12 protein-coding genes and 1 pseudogene are annotated in these 15894 nt (G+C 54.6%); 10 read left to right on the forward strand and 3 right to left on the reverse strand.

The features are described from left to right. The first annotated feature begins 1 nt into the window (after nt 1). Both OC597_RS04800 and OC597_RS04805 read left to right on the forward strand, forming a co-directional pair. Nucleotides 2–190 (forward strand): hypothetical protein, encoded by a 189-nt coding sequence (locus OC597_RS04800; RefSeq protein WP_219016187.1) that lies wholly within the window; start codon nt 2–4, stop codon nt 188–190. Between the two features lie 19 nt (nt 191–209). Beyond that, the gene (locus tag OC597_RS04805; protein WP_262207793.1) at nt 210–1007 is read left to right on the forward strand and encodes an alpha/beta fold hydrolase; all 798 of its coding nucleotides are present in this window, start codon (nt 210–212) and stop codon (nt 1005–1007) included. Here the strand turns inward: OC597_RS04805 and OC597_RS04810 are convergent. Further along, entirely contained in the window at nt 982–1914 is a 933-nt protein-coding gene (locus tag OC597_RS04810; RefSeq protein WP_261254489.1) for a LysR family transcriptional regulator, read from the reverse strand. The genes OC597_RS04805 and OC597_RS04810 overlap by 26 nt on opposite strands. Nucleotides 1915–2082: 168 nt before the next feature. Here OC597_RS04810 and OC597_RS04815 point away from each other — a divergent pair, with 168 nt between their 5' ends. From OC597_RS04815 to OC597_RS04835, 5 genes are all read left to right on the forward strand, one after another. Next, nucleotides 2083–3600, forward strand: coding sequence for an aldehyde dehydrogenase family protein (locus OC597_RS04815; RefSeq protein WP_261254492.1), 1518 nt, complete (start codon nt 2083–2085; stop codon nt 3598–3600). Between the two features lie 9 nt (nt 3601–3609). Further along, nucleotides 3610–5268, forward strand: a complete 1659-nt coding sequence (locus tag OC597_RS04820) for a GMC family oxidoreductase (protein ID WP_262207795.1) — start codon at nt 3610–3612, stop codon at nt 5266–5268. 2 nt (nt 5269–5270) lie between these two features. Continuing rightward, nucleotides 5271–5990 (forward strand): SDR family oxidoreductase, encoded by a 720-nt coding sequence (locus tag OC597_RS04825; RefSeq protein WP_261254506.1) that lies wholly within the window; start codon nt 5271–5273, stop codon nt 5988–5990. Nucleotides 5991–6386: 396 nt separating this feature from the next. Then, the gene (locus OC597_RS04830; protein ID WP_261254508.1) at nt 6387–7778 is read left to right on the forward strand and encodes a diaminobutyrate--2-oxoglutarate transaminase; all 1392 of its coding nucleotides are present in this window, start codon (nt 6387–6389) and stop codon (nt 7776–7778) included. Between the two features lie 5 nt (nt 7779–7783). Next, nucleotides 7784–9256: a pyridoxal phosphate-dependent decarboxylase family protein gene (locus OC597_RS04835; protein WP_261284593.1), complete on the forward strand. Its 1473-nt coding sequence runs from the start codon at nt 7784–7786 to the stop codon at nt 9254–9256. A gap of 78 nt (nt 9257–9334) precedes the next feature. On the opposite strand, the gene OC597_RS04840 is transcribed toward OC597_RS04835, so the two are convergent. After that, nucleotides 9335–9757 carry an ester cyclase gene (locus OC597_RS04840; protein WP_261254552.1) on the reverse strand — a complete coding sequence of 141 codons (423 nt, stop codon included), beginning with the start codon at nt 9755–9757 and terminating at the stop codon, nt 9335–9337. A 131-nt stretch (nt 9758–9888) separates the two neighbouring features. Between OC597_RS04840 and OC597_RS04845 the strand changes: the two genes are divergently transcribed. Continuing rightward, nucleotides 9889–10773: a LysR family transcriptional regulator gene (locus OC597_RS04845; RefSeq protein ID WP_262207800.1), complete on the forward strand. Its 885-nt coding sequence runs from the start codon at nt 9889–9891 to the stop codon at nt 10771–10773. 36 nt (nt 10774–10809) lie between these two features. Here the strand turns inward: OC597_RS04845 and OC597_RS04850 are convergent. Further along, nucleotides 10810–11503: pseudogene (locus tag OC597_RS04850) on the reverse strand (SDR family NAD(P)-dependent oxidoreductase). Between the two features lie 136 nt (nt 11504–11639). Here OC597_RS04850 and OC597_RS04855 point away from each other — a divergent pair. Both OC597_RS04855 and OC597_RS04860 read left to right on the forward strand, forming a co-directional pair. Next, nucleotides 11640–12572 (forward strand): LysR family transcriptional regulator, encoded by a 933-nt coding sequence (locus OC597_RS04855; RefSeq protein ID WP_262207802.1) that lies wholly within the window; start codon nt 11640–11642, stop codon nt 12570–12572. A gap of 676 nt (nt 12573–13248) precedes the next feature. Further along, nucleotides 13249–15684 (forward strand): glucose/quinate/shikimate family membrane-bound PQQ-dependent dehydrogenase, encoded by a 2436-nt coding sequence (locus OC597_RS04860; protein ID WP_262207804.1) that lies wholly within the window; start codon nt 13249–13251, stop codon nt 15682–15684. Nucleotides 15685–15894 lie beyond the last annotated feature (210 nt).

Below are 15894 nucleotides of genomic sequence, written 5' to 3' on the forward strand. Positions count from 1 at the left end.
AATGAAGGTTAAGTTGAACGAACAACAGCTCGATGAGCTGTACAGCCAGTTTTATCAGACCGCCGGACAGTTTTCCGGCGAACCCCTGGCGTTATTCCTGGCCCGCCTGAATTTGTTGCTGTTAGATGCCCTGGCGGATGAAACGGCTGCCCGGGAACTGATTGCCGAAGCCGCACGCTTTAAGCCCTGAGCCCAACGAGGACAAAACTATGCATGAATTAGCGCCCTGGCAGACACTGCCTGAACCCCTGCCGATCCTGACGACAGGCCACTGCGCGTATGAGGCCGTTAACGGAATTCAGCTCTATTTTTCGGTGTTCGGTGCAGGTGAACCGGTTATTTTGCTGCATGGCGGCGTTGCCAGCGCCGACTGGTGGGGAAGCCAGATCGATTTTCTGGTGAATAACGGCTATCAGGCAATCGCCATCGACAGTCGTGGCAACGGCCGCAGTACGCGTTCGGCGCAACCTTACAGTTATCACCTGATGGCCGCTGACGTGCTGGCGCTAATGGATATTTTATCTGTCGAGCGCGCGCACATCGTGGGCTGGAGCGACGGTGCGGTGATCGGGCTGGAGATTGCCATTCACCACCCTAATCGCCTGAATACGCTGTTTGCTTTCGGGCTCAACGTCTCACCGACGGGTGTAAAGCCCGGTTTCGACCAGACCTCCACCTTTCTGGCCGCCGCCGATCGGGCACAACAAGAGTATCAGGCACTCTCCGCCACCCCCGATGAATTTGAGGCTTTTATCGCACAGATAAGCCGCATGTGGCAGCGCGAACCCAACTATAGCGATGCGCAGTTGCACAGCATCACCCGGCCGGTTGCCGTTGTGGCCGCCGAACATGATGAGGCCATCGATCTTGATCATGCGGCGTACATCTCTGCCACCATCCCAACCTCAACCTGGATCCTACTGCGGGGCGTCAGTCATTTTGCCCCGCTACAGGATCCGCACGGGTTCAACCAGGCAATGCTCAGTTATCTGCAGGACTCGTTGTGAGTTTCGGATCCTGCGGCTCGGCGGCCTGCTGGTAGTATTCGGCGATAAAATCAACAAAACTACGGATGTTAACCGGCAAATAGCGCCGGTTAACATAAACCACATACAGCGAGCGGTGGCTCCAGGTACAGTCTCTCATCAGTCGGACCAAAGTCCCGCTGGCCAGCGCTTCGCGCACCACGAACTCCGGTTCAAGAATAATCCCCCGGCCTTCCAGTGCACTGGCCAACAAGGCATCGCCGCTGTTGGCCCGCAGTGAACCGAATACCGGCACCTCGGTCAACTGCCCCTGCACATCCAAATATTCCCATTGTTCCGCACGCGGCAACAGTGAGTACACCAGACAGTTGTGGTCACGCAATCCCTGTGGCGTAGCGGGCGTGCCATGACGCTTCAAATAATCGGGGGACGCGCAGAGGATGCGAGGGATATCGCACAGCTTACGCGCCACCAAAGATGAATCCGATAGATTGGCCACGCGGATTGCCACATCAATACCCTGATCTATCAGATTAACCAACTGATCGCTGAGGCAAAACTCCACGGATACCCGCGGATAGCGCCGCTGATAACCGGCGACAATGGTTGCCAGTTCCGCCCGGCAATACGGGTGTGGCGCACTGATGCGCAGCGTGCCCGCCGGCTGGCCCTGATTGCCCATGTAGGCCTCCAGCGCCAGGCATTCGGCAGCAATACGCTGGCTGTACTCGAAGCATTCACGACCGGCCTCGGTCAACGTCATGGTTCGGGTAGTACGGTGTAATAAGCGGACGCCAAAATGGCGTTCCAGTTCGGCAATGACCTTGCTGACACTGGGGCGTGACAGGTCAAGAGCCTCTGCCGCGGCGGTGAAATTACCCCCGCTCACCACCGCATTGAATATGCGCAATGCATTCATCATATCCATTTTTACGTCCTTTTAGCCTGCTGCGTCATTAGCACAATATACACCCTCCATTGGTTCCTGTACGGCAACAGTGTGATACGGCCAGCCCACTGTTTGTTCAGCGCTACCGCCGCTAATTTAGCTGCATTCCTCGACGAGGATCATCACCGACTTAACTAAGGACCCCCTATGAGTAGCCAGACTAAAACGTTCGAACAATGGCAGCAGCAGGCCAATGCACTGCAGATCGAAGGGCGTGCTTATATTGACGGCCAGTACCAGGACTCGGCCGACGGCGCCACTTTTGCCGATAACAGCCCGATCGATGGTCGGCTATTGGCGGCGATTGCCGATTGCGACCTCACCACCGTTGATGAGGCAGTTGCCGCCGCGGGCCGGGCCTTCGCCGCCGGAGTTTGGCGAGACCAATCCCCGGCCGAACGCAAAAGTGTCCTGCTGCGCCTGGCCGATTTGGTGATTTTGCACCAGGAGGAACTGGCGCTGCTGGAGAGCCTGGATACCGGCAAGACCATTCATGAGTCGCTGGATATGGATATTCAGGACGTGGCAAAAGCCCTGCGCTACTACGCCGAGGCGATCGACAAGATGGCCGACGAGATAGCCCCGACCGGGGACAGTTTCCACGGCATGATCACCCATCAGCCTCTGGGGGTGGTGGCGGTAATGACCCCCTGGAACAATCCGTTAATGATTGCCTGCTGGAAGATTGCGCCGGCGCTGGCCATGGGTAACTCGGTAGTGTTTAAACCGTCGGAAAAGGCCCCGTTAACCGGCATCCGCCTGGCGGAGCTGACCCGTCAGGCCGGGATCCCCGATGGCGTATTCAATGTCGTTACCGGAGGGGCCCAGGTAGGGCAGGCTTTGGCACTGCACCCCGGCATACGGGCCATGGCTTTTACCGGATCGACTAAGGTGGCCAAGCAACTGCTGATTTATGCCGGGCAGTCCAACATGAAACGCACCTACCTTGAGGGCGGCGGCAAAAACGCGCATATCATTTTTGCCGATACACCCGATCTGGCACGCGCGGCACGCTTTGCCGCCCTGGGTTTTTGCGCCAACCAAGGTGCCGTTTGCGCCTCCGGTACCCGTTTGCTGGTGGAGTCCTCGATCAAAGAACAATTCCTTGCGCACCTGCTGGAAGAAGTGAAGCGCTGGCAGCCAGGGCATCCATTGGATCCTGCCACCATGATGGGACCGCTGATCGACGCCCGCCATCAAGCAACTGTTCTCGGTTTCGTGGAGTCTGCGCGTGATGAAGGTGCCAGCATTCTTTGTGGCGGGATCCCCGATAAGGATATCGTTCCGGGTGGGCACTTCTTTATACCGACCATCATCGACAACGCCACGCCGACCATGACCGCTTCGCAAAACGAGATTTTCGGCCCGGTCGCTTCAATCATTACCTTTGAGAATGAAGAAGAAGCCATTCGGCTGGCCAACGACAGCGAATACGGTCTGACCGCCGGTTTCTGGACCCCGGACATTGCCAGAGTGCACCGCATTGCCCGGCAACTGGAGGCCGGAACCGTCTGGGTCAATCACTTCCTGACGCGCGATATTCTCTCGCCTTTTGGTGGTTTCAAACAGTCCGGCATCGGCCGCGATCTGTCGATACATGCTCTGCGGCAGTACGGGGAAATGAAAGCCACCTGGATCGCTCTGAAAGACATCGACGCTCACTAAGGAATCGCCATGAACCCAGATAACAAACTGACCGACAGCGGTCGGCGCCGCTTTATCGCCGCCAGTCTGGCCATCGGGGCCGCGGCCGCCTTGCCCTTCTCCGGCCATGCGCGCCAGCCTGTGCCCCGTAAAGCGGCAACCCGTAATGATAAGAGTAAATATGATTTTATTATTATCGGCGCCGGTTCGGCCGGCTCGGTAGTCACCCGTCGACTGGTGGACGCCGGGTTAAAGGTATTACTGCTGGAAGCCGGGCCAAGAGATGACATGCCGGCGATCCATAATCCCCCTCAGGCGATGGAACTGTGGCATTCCGCTGTCGATTGGGGATTTTCTACCCAGCCGCAAATTTACGCCGGCAAACAGGATATTTACTGGCCACGCGGCAAGACGCTGGGCGGCTCCAGTGCGATCAACGGCATGATGTACGTGCGTGGCCTGCCCGCCGACTATGACAATTGGGCCGCGCTGGGGGCCACCGGCTGGAGCTGGCAGGAGGTGCTGCCTTATTTCCGCAAGGCGGAGCACTGCAATATCAGTGGGCTGTCCGCGATGCACAGCACCGGCGGCCTGTTGCAGGTATCCAGCCCGGCCATGACGCCATTGGCGCACGCCTTTGTTGAGGCCGGACAACAGGCCGGGTTGCGATTAGTAAAGGACTACAACGACGGCCAGGACTCAAGTGGGATCAGTTTCCCGCAGTACACCATGACGCCGGACGGTAAACGCGCCAGTGCCTGGGTCTGTTATGGCGATGCCATCAGCCAGGCCGACAACCTGTCGGTGATCACCGAAGCGCGGGTGCTAAAACTGTTAAACCAACGCGATCGTATCACCGGCGTGCACTTTATTCATCGCGGCATCGACTACCGCATCGAAGCGCGTCATGAAGTGCTGCTGTGCGCCGGTTCGTTGATGAGCCCCTCTATTTTGCTGCACTCCGGTATCGGTCCGGCGGAACAACTGGAAAAAATGGGGATAACTCCCTTGGTTAACCTGCCCGGCGTGGGCGAAAACCTGCATGACCATCTGGTGTGCCCGATGGTCTGGTCTTCACCACAGCCGGTGGAGGTCGGGTTGGCTTCGGGTATTGAAGCGCAGATTTTCCATAAGTCAGCGCCCCAGCTCTCAGCGCCGGATACCCAGTCACTGCTGTTCACTATGCCGTTCCTGCCTGGGGTGAGTCAGGGTTACACCGTTACACCGGGTCTGGTGCGACCGAAAAGCCGTGGCCGCCTGTGGCTTAACTCACGCGACCCCTTACAACCCCCGTTAATGGATCCCCGGGTGTTTTCTGAAGGTGAGGATCTGGAGGTGATGACCGACAAAGCCCTGCTGTTACGTGAAGTGATGCATCAATCGGCGCTTACGCCATGGCGTGGCAAGGAGATGGGAATGGACGGCGTAGACAACCGTCGGCAAATGCGTGACTACATCAGCCGCATGACAGGTTCCTACCACCATCAGGTCGGCACCGCGCGTATAGGCTCCGACACTATGGCGGTGGTCGACCCGCAATTGCGGGTGCATGGCCTGTCGGGACTGCGGGTGATCGACGCTTCTGTGATGCCGGTCATTCCTACCGGGAATACTAATGCGCCCAGTATCATGATCGGTGAAAAAGCCGCCGACATGATCCTGTCGAGCCATCAAATTAAGGCGATATAACCATGACCACCACCGTATTGATTACCGGTGCCAACAAGGGGTTGGGCTATGAAACCGCCCGTCGCCTGGCCGAACGCGGCTGGCGCGTGGTACTCGGTGCCCGCGATCCCTTGCGTGGCGAGCAGGCGATTCAGGCGCTGGCATTATTGGGGTTGAAGGCTGAACTGCTGGTGCTTGATGTGACCTCGGAAGAATCGGTCCGTCAAGCCGCGGCTGATTTCAGCAAGGCTTACGGCCAACTCGACGTGTTGATCAATAATGCCGGGGTTGGCGGTTCACGCGAGCATCCAGCCCAAACCGGCGCAGCCGCGCTGGCAGAGATGTATCAGGCCAATGTTTTCGGTGTGGTGCGTATGATGCAAGCTTTTCTGCCCTTATTGCAGGCGGCAAAAAATCCCAGAGTGGTGATGGTATCCAGCTCGCTGGGCTCATCGCATACCATGACCGGCAAAGGCGGTGCAACCTTCGAGGCCGGACTGCTGCAACTGGCCTATCCGTCCTCCAAGGCGGCGCTCAACATGCTGGTCACTCAGTATGCCAAGGCCTTGCCGACGATCAGGATCAATGCCGTCAATCCGGGCTTTACTAAAACCGACATCAATCACCATACCGGTCATCAAACGGTGACGGAAGGAACGGATGCCATTGTGACACTGGCCTCTATCGGCAATGATGGGCCCACCGGCGGATTCTTTGACCGTCACGGTGAAATACCCTGGTGATCGACAGTTTTACTTCCGCTAAAGTCAGTTAATGTCTAAGTAACAACTTATTAATAATAAGTTGTTACTTCAAAACCCCCTCCGTACCCAGCTTGCCATCCCGGTGAAAATTACCTGCAAAATAAACGTATTGGGCCGGTACCCCTGTTTTCTTTGCGGGAGTTTTTCGTGCCTTGTCAAGCGCTCCATTATCCCCAAATCACGCCATTACTGGCTAATAAAGCAGCAATTTGTTGATTTTTATCGAAAAAACAATAAATTCTCCCCGGCTAAATAACTATTGAGCCGGGGGGTAAAAAGCCATATATTGGGCGCGATTTTCTCACGGTAGTTACTTATTCAATTTAATAATTCAACTAGGGTGGTATCGATACCCCCAGTTGTAGGAGAGATATGATGACGGATAAAGTCCGTATTGATAATTTCGGTGTGAGTTTAGAAAATGTAAACAACGAAACATATTTGGCGAGACAAGCCGAATTTGAATCGAATGTCAGGAGTTACCCCCGTAAATTGCCGTTGGCAATTGCGAAAGCCCAAGGCGTGTGGATCACCGATGTTGAGAATAATCAATATCTTGATTGCCTGGCTGGTGCGGGTACGCTGGCTCTGGGTCATAACCATCCTGACGTCATTCAAAGCATCCAAAATGTCATTACCAGCGGCTTGCCGTTACATACCCTAGATCTTACAACGCCGTTGAAAGATCAGTTCTCAGCTTATTTGCTCTCTTTACTGCCACAACAGGGCCAGGAATATTGCCTGCAGTTCTGTGGCCCATCGGGCGCGGATGCGGTCGAAGCCGCACTGAAGCTGGCGAAAAAATACACCGGCCGTTCCGGTGTGATCAGCTTCTCCGGCGGCTACCATGGCATGACCCATGGCGCGCTGGCGGTCACAGGCAACCTGTCACCGAAAGAAGCGATTAATGGCATGATGCCAGAAGTCCAGTTTATGCCTTACCCGCATGAATACCGCTGCCCACTGGGCATCGGCGGCGAAGCTGGCGTTAAGGCACTGACCTACTATTTTGAAAACCTGATTAACGACGTCGAAAGCGGCGTACGCAAACCTGCGGCCGTTATTCTGGAAGCGGTTCAGGGTGAAGGCGGCGTCAACCCGGCCCCGGTCGAATGGTTGCAACGCATTCGCAAAGTCACTCAGGAACACGGCATTCTACTGATTATCGACGAAGTTCAGGCCGGCTTTGCCCGTACGGGCAAACTGTTCGCCTTTGAACACGCCGGTATTGAGCCGGACATCATCGTGATGTCCAAAGCGGTAGGCGGCGGTTTGCCGTTGGCCGTGTTGGGCATCAAGCGAGAATTTGACGCCTGGGAGCCTGGCCACCATACCGGTACCTTCCGTGGTAACCAACTGGCGATGGCCACCGGCCTGACCACCCTGCAGCACCTTAAAGATAACAACGTGGCCGATAAGGTCGCCGCACAAGGCGAATGGCTGAAAGCCAAGCTGGCCGAGCTGCAAAAACGTTATCCGGCGATTGGTCACGTGCGCGGTCTGGGCTTAATGATTGGTATGGAAATCGTTAAACCTGACGAAGCGCAGGATCATATGGGTTGCTACCCGGCGGATCCTCAGTTGTCTGCCCTGCTGCAGAAAAAATGCTTCGAAGCCGGGTTGATCCTGGAGCGTGGCGGCCGTAACGGTAACGTACTGCGTCTGCTGCCTTCCCTGCTGATCACCAACGATGAACTGGGCATTTTCCTGGATAAATTTGAACAGGCCCTGTTAGCCGCCGGCGTCAAGCCTGTAGGCATGGAGTGAATTTAATGTCCCGGTCAAACCCGATTCTGGCCGCCTCGGCGCAAAGCACCGAAGCCTACCAACAAGCGATCGAGCAAAGTAGCCAGGCGGTAGTGCAATGGCTGCAACAACCCGAGATGTATCAGGGAAAAACCGTTGCCGAACTGCGTGAACGCATTACGCTGGATTTTAATCCGCAGGGCCTGGGCAACCAGGCGGCCATCGAACGCGCGATTGAATACTTTTTAAAAGACAGCCTGTCGGTGCATCACCCGCAGTGTGTCGCGCATTTGCATTGCCCAAGTCTGGTGATCAGTCAGGCGGCGGAAGTGTTGATCAACGCCACCAACCAAAGCATGGATTCCTGGGATCAAAGCCCGTCAGCCACCATCATCGAAATGAAGCTGATCGAGTGGTTGCGTACCCAGGTTGGCTATCAGCCTGGCGATGCGGGCGTGTTCACCAGTGGCGGTACCCAGAGCAATCTGATGGGCCTGATGCTGGCACGCGATGCCTTCTTCGCCAAGCAGGGCCACTCTGTGCAACAGGATGGTCTGGTCGGTAACCTGCGCAAGATTAAAGTCTTATGTTCTGAAAATGCCCATTTCTCGGTGCAGAAGAACATGGCGTTGCTCGGTCTGGGTTACCAATCCGTCACGCTGGTGAAAACCGATCAATTCGCGCGGATGGATGTGAACGACCTGGCCGAAAAACTGGCGCAAGCCAAGGCCAATGACGAGCAGATCCTGGCGATTGTCGCTACCGCGGGCACGACCGATGCCGGTGCTATCGACCCGCTGCGTGCGATTGCGCAGTTGGCGGCAGAACACCAGATCTGGGTGCACGTCGATGCGGCCTGGGGCGGCGCGCTGCTGCTTTCCGAGAAGTACCGTGACTACCTGGACGGCATTGAACTGGTGGACTCCATTACCCTGGACTTCCATAAGCAATTCTTCCAGACCATCAGTTGCGGCGCTTTCTTGTTGAAAGAGGCCCGTCACTATGAGCTGATGCGTTATCAGGCGGCCTACCTGAATTCCGAGTTCGACGAAGCTCAGGGTGTGCCTAACCTGGTGTCTAAATCCTTGCAGACCACCCGCCGTTTTGATGCGTTAAAACTGTGGATGGGGCTGGAGGCATTAGGCCAGCAGCAATATGCCGCGATCATCGATCACGGCGTGACGCTGGCGCAACAGGTTGCTCACTATATCGGCGACCAACCGGTGCTGGAACTGGTGATGCAGCCACAGTTGGCCAGCGTGCTGTTCCGCTACCGTCCGCAGTCATTAGCCGCCAGCGGCGATGCCGCAGTGGCACTGCTGAACCAGCGGATTGGCGATGCGCTCCTGGAGTCAGGGCGTGCCAACGTTGGGGTGACCGAGTTTAATGGCGTGACCTGCCTGAAAATGACGTTGTTAAACCCAACGGTCAGCCTGGACGATATCAAAGTCCTGCTGGCACTGGTTGATAAAACCGCGCAGCAGTTGCCTGCCGCTTAATCCGCCTGTTCTGCCCTGACCGGCAGCGAAAAGCCGATAACCTTTGCGGGTTATCGGCTTTTTCTTTTAACGAACGCCTTATTGGTAATCAATAATGCCCAATTGCTTAGCCATAAATAATTCATTGCGCTCTACAATTTCTTCAACAATTTTCCCTTCTTTGCCGAACCGAAAATAAGTCAACGATGTCCAGGTCACATCCTTACCCGTAACATCAAACCCGTGCCAGGTATTCGAGCCTTTGGCTACATGGGTTAAAGCCACTACGACCGTATCGGAAGTAACCACTTCTTTTTGGAAAGTGGTCTGTATAGATGCATAACGGTCGGTCACATGAAGACGCAATGCCGTTTTGAAGAGGTCTATCCCGACAATCGGCTCAGCGACGTCGGGGCGATGAATAATGACATCATCGGCAAAGAATTCGCTGACTCGTTCCACATCCTTTCCATCGACACAAATTGAAAAATACTTTCGTACCACACTTAAAATATCCGTCATAGATGACCCCATAATAATGACTTTCAACGTAGAAGATCTTCGTTGCCAAGACTACGGACAGTGTGTCAATTCCAATCGTTATGAAAAAGCCTTATTCTGGAAAACAGATTTCCGCCAACTGGAAAATACCCATGGACCGCTGGACCGAGTTTGAGCTTTTTGTAAAAACATCAGAGTTAGGCAGTTTAAGCAAGGCGGCGGAAGCGCTAAGTTTGTCGAACGCCGCCGCCAGCCGTCACCTGGCAGCGCTGGAGGATCGACTTGGTGTGAGACTAATAGAACGCAGCACCCGCAGGTTATTTGTGACTGAAGTCGGTAAAGCGTTTTATGAGAGTGCCAAAGCGGCCCTCACCACCATGCAAAGCGCTACCGATGCGGTCACCGCCAGCAAAGATCATCCGGTGGGTGTCTTACGTATTACCGGATCCTTGTCACTTTGCCTTCGGCTCATATTCCCTTTAATACCTCAATTCAAGTTACTAAACCCGGATGTCCGTTTAGAGATCGTTGCGGAGAATCGCTATTACGACATCATTGACGATAATATCGATATCGCCATTCGCACCCGAGAAAGCGAACCAGATACCGGGCTCATTGTGCGTAAGTTGACGGAAACAACACGGGTTTTAGCAGCAACGCCAGAGTATTTGCAACGGTACGGCACACCCAATCACCCACAGGAGCTTTCTGATCATCAGCTATTACTCTATTCCTATGCCAACGACCCTTATAAAATGATTTTTCAGCGAGGCGAGGAGTTTGTCACCACCCTCCCCAAGCCCGCTCTTGAAGCCAATGACGGCTATCTGATAAGGGCTGCCGCACTGCAAAATCTGGGCATTCTGGCGCAACCCACCTATGTGATTCAGGAAGACCTGCAGTCGGGCCGATTAGTCCAGATTCTGAGCGACTGGGTGCTCCCTGGTCTGGCCGTCAATCTGGTTTATACCTCTCGCCAGCACTTGCCGGCGAAAACACGGGCCTTTATCGATTTTCTGGTTAAAGCCTTTCAGTAGCGCCAGCAAACGGGTCGGTCTCATGCGTCAATGCGATTACCAGGGAACGATTTTGCCCAGGTAGTCGAGGTAGCCCGGCATAAGCCTCAATGGTATTGAGTAAGTTTGGGATGCTCTCTTCGATGCTCAAACGCCCTTCTGATCCCCCTAACTCGGTGCGTACCCAACCTGGCGCCATCAGCAGCAAGGTTCGAGGATCGTTGCTGTTACGCGCTGCGTAGCTGCGCATCAGCATATTTAGTGCATACTTGCTGGCCCGATAAACCTCGAACTTGCCATTGGTGTTGTTAGTCAGGCTGCCCTGGCCGGAAGACATCACGCCAATGGTCCCCCCATGCGTTACCCGATCCTTAAAGGTTTCAATCACCCGCAGTGGGCTCAGTGCATTAGTGACCATCACCCGGTTAAACTCTTCGGTAGAGACATCCGCAATGGTCTCACGATCGTCATTTTTGACCCCGGCGTTAACAAACAACAGATCAAAACGGCGTTCAGCAAGCCGCTCATGCAACGCATTTACCTGCTCTGGCACGGTGATATCGGCGGTCTCTACCTCAAGGCTGTCCGGATATTTTTCGGCCAGACGATAAAGAGGCTCTTTAGAGGACTCACGGCCGGTAGCGATAACTTTGTCGCCACGTTTCAGGAACTCCTCTGCCATCGCGAAGCCCAGACCACGGGATGCGCCAATCAGCAAAACGGTCTTTTGAAGTGAAGTCGGTGTTGGCATGGATTATTTCCTCTGCATTCAGTTGTCTTGTGATGTAGAAAATATAACTATGCTGGATAGATTGCGGAAGACGCAGCATTTGCACTTATAACATGCAGCGAACGCCTCCCCTTATTAATAGCTCAGGATGCCAGACATGACAGACCCCGATTTCAACTTGCTGATTGCTCTCGATGCGCTTCTTTCTCTGGGGAGTGTGGCTGGCGCGGCGCGGCGTCTTGAATTAAGTGCCTCGGCAATGAGCCGCACGCTTAGCCGGCTGCGGGCGGTCACCGGTGACCCTTTATTGGTACGAGCCGGCCGCAATATGGTGTTAACGCCCTACGCCGAAGAAATACGCGAACGCACGCAAAACGCCGTATTCGAAGCCCGGGCGGTACTCCGTCCGGCGGTATCGGAACTGAGTTTAGCCACCCTGGAACGAACCTTTACCCTGCGTGCCAACGAAGGTTTTGTCGAGGCGTTTGGCGCAGTGTTGATCGCGGCGGCCGCGCAGGCAGCCCCCTTTGTACGCCTGTGTTTTGCCCCCAAACCCGAAAAAAGCTCAAAGCATTTGCGTGAAGGGCTGGTGGACCTTGAAATTGGCGTACTGGGCGAAATGGGGCCTGAGATCCGCTTACAGACGTTATTTCGCGATCGTTTCGTCGCGGTGGTCCGTAAAGGTCATCCGTTTGAACAGCAAAATGAAATTACCGCCCAGCAGTATGCCGCTTGCGGCCATGTGGTCGCCTCTCGCCGTGGGCTATTAACCGGGCCGGTAGACCAGGCACTGACCGAATTAGGGCTGGAGCGCAGAGTTGCTGCGGTAGTGCCGAGCTTCCCCGCCGCGCTGGCGGTGGCTCAGGCCTCTGATTTGGTGGCGCTGGTGCCTGCCTCTTTCCTGATCCATCAACCCGTAGGCAATGGTGATAGTGCCACTCTCTATGCTTTTGAACTACCGGTAAAAACCCAGGGCATTACCGTTTCACAGATGTGGCATCCGCGCTTAGAAGCCGACGCGGCACATCGCTGGCTGCGACAATTGGTATTGAGCGTGGTTAAACAACGTTTCGCGACGATAAATACCTAATGGGTACAGGGCTGTCGATACTATTAATATCAATAGATATGGCACTGTCGTGAATTTATAGGATTTTTGAACAAGGATAAATCTGGATTTAAGGATGCCCACTATGCAGTACATTAAAACGATGACGCCCAATCAACCGAAGCACTGCATAGCGGATTACTAATGTTAACGTAATGAATTAAAATCTCTAATGTTATGTAACTAAAGAAATCAAAAAGGCCCGATTAACGGGCTAGAAAAATTAACAATGCAAAATATACTCCCAGGTTTGTCTATTCCCTGTTCATAATAACTAACAGCCTTTATTACCCCTGCATTGCAAATGGGTTTATAAAATTCAACTGAAGCGACCTGAGTAGGTGACTGCAGCTTTCCTTTAAATTAGCGGATATTAGACGTCGTCATCCTCCAGATTTTATCTTCTCTTTTTCAAGATGCTCTCAAGAGCTACATTTTATCGGCTACCAGCGAGCCATAAATCGTTGCCCCTCGCACTTCAGGTTAACAATTTTTGCCAGAAACCAACATATCCTTAACCTGCTAACGAATCAAATGGTACAATATGCGAATTCCACTGTTTGACTCGCGCTCGGTTCCCTCATTGTCCAGGGAACAGCGATACCGCGTTCATTCGGGGTAAACATGAAGAAAAACATTATTTTGGAGTCTGTCAGCCATGCCTGAATCAACTACCCGTCCGGGTATAAAACTTAAACTATGGTGTTGTTTATTGGGGATAATCCTTACCGCAGTCGGCTTATTCTTTGCCATTGCCGGTGGTAAATTAATCTCGCTGGGGGGCAGCAGCTACTTCCTGATTGCCGGTATCGTCACCCTGGTTTCCGCAGTGCAATTCTTCCGTCGCAAATCTTCAGCGGTGGTGCTGTTCCTACTGGTCTTTATCGGCACGCTGATTTGGTCGGTGTTCGATGCCGGTTTTGACTTCTGGCCATTGGTTTCACGCCTGATGGTACCAACCGGACTGATGCTGTTAGCCTTCCTGAGCTGGCCGGCGCTGCGCAAGCCGGAAGGCAAGGCGCCGCTGGCAAAACTGTCCTACCTGCTCAGCGCAGTGTTGGCGGTGGGCATGGTCGGCACCTTCGTGCAGATGTTCCAGCCACACCCTACCGTCGCCTTTAGCGGCAAGCCCTTGCCGCTGATCCCGGTGGATAAAGCCAAGCAGCAAAAAGACTGGGATAACTACGGCAATACCCCGGGCGGCAGCCGCTTCGTGGCTCTGGACCAGATCACCCGCGACAACGTGAAAGAGCTGAAAGTCGCCTGGACCTTCCACACCGGCGATACTCCGTTAAGTCCGGACGGCAACGGCGCCGAAGACCAACAAACGCCGCTGCAAATCGGTAACCGTATTTTCCTGTGTACGCCGCATAACAACGTGATTGCCGTCGATGCCGACAGCGGGAAAGAGATTTGGAAGCGTGAAGTCAATGCGAAATCCCAGGTGTGGAACCGTTGCCGCGGTCTGGCCTACTTCGACGTCACCAAACCGCTGCCACAACCGACGGTGCCAGGTTCAACCCCTGCTACACCCGTCACCCTGGCGGCCGGCGACAGTTGCCAGCGGCGTATTCTGATGAACACCATCGATGCACGCCTGGTGGCAATCAACGCCGATAACGGCGAGTTCTGCCAGAACTTTGGCAACCAGGGCGTGGTCGATCTGAAGGCCGGTCTGGGTGACGCTTCAGATCCCAAATACCAACTGACCTCTGCCCCTACGCTGGCAGGCACCACCATCGTGGTCGGCGGTCGCGTGGCCGATAACGTACAAACCGACATGCCAGGCGGCGTGCTGCGTGGTTTCGACGTGGTCACCGGCAAAATGCGCTGGGCGTTTGACCCGGGTAATAAAGATCCGAACTCGGCATTGAAACCGGGCCAGACCTTTGTGCGCAGTACGCCGAACTCCTGGGCACCGATGTCCTATGACCCGGCAATGAACACCGTATTCCTGCCAATGGGCAGCTCTTCAGTTGACCTGTGGGGTGCAAACCGCAACGCACTGGATCACAAATACGGCGCGTCTATCCTGGCGCTCGATGCCACTACCGGTAAAGAGAAATGGGTCTATCAGACCGTTCATAACGACCTGTGGGACTTCGACCTGCCAATGCAGCCAAGCCTGATCGATTTCCCAATGAAGGATGGCACCACCAAGCCGGCATTGGTCATTGGTGCCAAAACCGGGCAGATCTTCGTGCTGGATCGCCATACCGGTAAACCGTTAACCGAAGTGAAAGAGCTGCCGGTAAAAACTCGCACCATCCCAGGCGAGCAGTACTCGGCCACTCAGCCGTTTTCTGTCGGCATGCCGCAGATTGGCAATCAAAAGTTAACCGAGTCTGACATGTGGGGCGCAACGCCGTTCGATCAACTGATGTGCCGCATCAGCTTTAAATCGATGCGTTATGACGGATTGTTTACCGCCCCCGACACCGATATCTCGCTCAGCTTCCCGGGCTCGTTGGGTGGCATGAACTGGGGCGGCCTGTCGACCGATCCGAACAACCACTATATCTTCGCCAACGATATGCGTCTGGGCCTGTGGGTACAGATGATCCCGCAGAAAACCGATGCCAATGCACCGGCCAGCAATGGCGGTGAGTCGGTCAACACCGGAATGGGCGCCGTGCCGTTGAAAGGGACACCTTATGGCGTCAACAAAAACCGCTTTATGTCACCGCTGGGCATTCCATGCCAGAAACCGCCGTTCGGCACCCTGTCCGCCATCGATTTGAAAACGCAGAAAGTGGTGTGGCAAGTTCCGGCCGGTACGGTGCAGGATACCGGGCCATTCGGTATCAAAATGCGCGCACCCATGCCGGTAGGTATGCCGACGTTGGGCGGTACGCTGGCCACTCAGGGCGGCCTAGTGTTTATTGCCGGCACTCAGGATTACTACCTGCGCGCATTTGACTCTTCTACCGGCGCAGAAGTGTGGAAAGCACGCCTGCCTGTCGGCAGCGGCGGTACGCCAATGAGCTATGTGTCGCCGACCACCGGCAAACAGTACATTGTGATTTCCGCCGGTGGTGCACGCCAATCACCAGACCGTGGCGACTATGTGATTGCCTATGCACTTGATAAATAAATCTGGCCATAGGCTATAATCATCAAGCCCTCATCTGATAAAGATGGGGGCTTTTTAATATCTGCTGCACCACGCAGGGAGGCTATTTGACAGAGGAAACACGCCGAGATAGCAGAATGATTTAAAAAACCAAATACGAGAGTATTCCTAATGTGTTGCCCGGAATTATATCTCATTCTCTTTGACGGCTTGTTATTGAGCAGACTAGGC

Source organism: Serratia proteamaculans, from assembly GCF_946227095.1.
GTDB lineage: Bacteria > Pseudomonadota > Gammaproteobacteria > Enterobacterales > Enterobacteriaceae > Serratia > Serratia proteamaculans_E.

Excerpts from the sequence above, each read along its gene's own strand:
- OC597_RS04860 (WP_262207804.1), top strand. The coding sequence starts at position 13,249 with ATGCCTGAATCAACTACCCGTCCGGGTATAAAACTTAAACTATGGTGT.
- OC597_RS04805 (WP_262207793.1), top strand. The coding sequence starts at position 210 with ATGCATGAATTAGCGCCCTGGCAGACACTGCCTGAACCCCTGCCGATC.
- OC597_RS04810 (WP_261254489.1), bottom strand. The coding sequence starts at position 1,914 with ATGGATATGATGAATGCATTGCGCATATTCAATGCGGTGGTGAGCGGG.
- OC597_RS04800 (WP_219016187.1), top strand. The coding sequence starts at position 2 with ATGAAGGTTAAGTTGAACGAACAACAGCTCGATGAGCTGTACAGCCAG.
- OC597_RS04835 (WP_261284593.1), top strand. The coding sequence starts at position 7,784 with ATGTCCCGGTCAAACCCGATTCTGGCCGCCTCGGCGCAAAGCACCGAA.
- OC597_RS04815 (WP_261254492.1), top strand. The coding sequence starts at position 2,083 with ATGAGTAGCCAGACTAAAACGTTCGAACAATGGCAGCAGCAGGCCAAT.
- OC597_RS04855 (WP_262207802.1), top strand. The coding sequence starts at position 11,640 with ATGACAGACCCCGATTTCAACTTGCTGATTGCTCTCGATGCGCTTCTT.
- OC597_RS04820 (WP_262207795.1), top strand. The coding sequence starts at position 3,610 with ATGAACCCAGATAACAAACTGACCGACAGCGGTCGGCGCCGCTTTATC.
- OC597_RS04830 (WP_261254508.1), top strand. The coding sequence starts at position 6,387 with ATGACGGATAAAGTCCGTATTGATAATTTCGGTGTGAGTTTAGAAAAT.
- OC597_RS04825 (WP_261254506.1), top strand. The coding sequence starts at position 5,271 with ATGACCACCACCGTATTGATTACCGGTGCCAACAAGGGGTTGGGCTAT.
- OC597_RS04840 (WP_261254552.1), bottom strand. The coding sequence starts at position 9,757 with ATGACGGATATTTTAAGTGTGGTACGAAAGTATTTTTCAATTTGTGTC.
- OC597_RS04845 (WP_262207800.1), top strand. The coding sequence starts at position 9,889 with ATGGACCGCTGGACCGAGTTTGAGCTTTTTGTAAAAACATCAGAGTTA.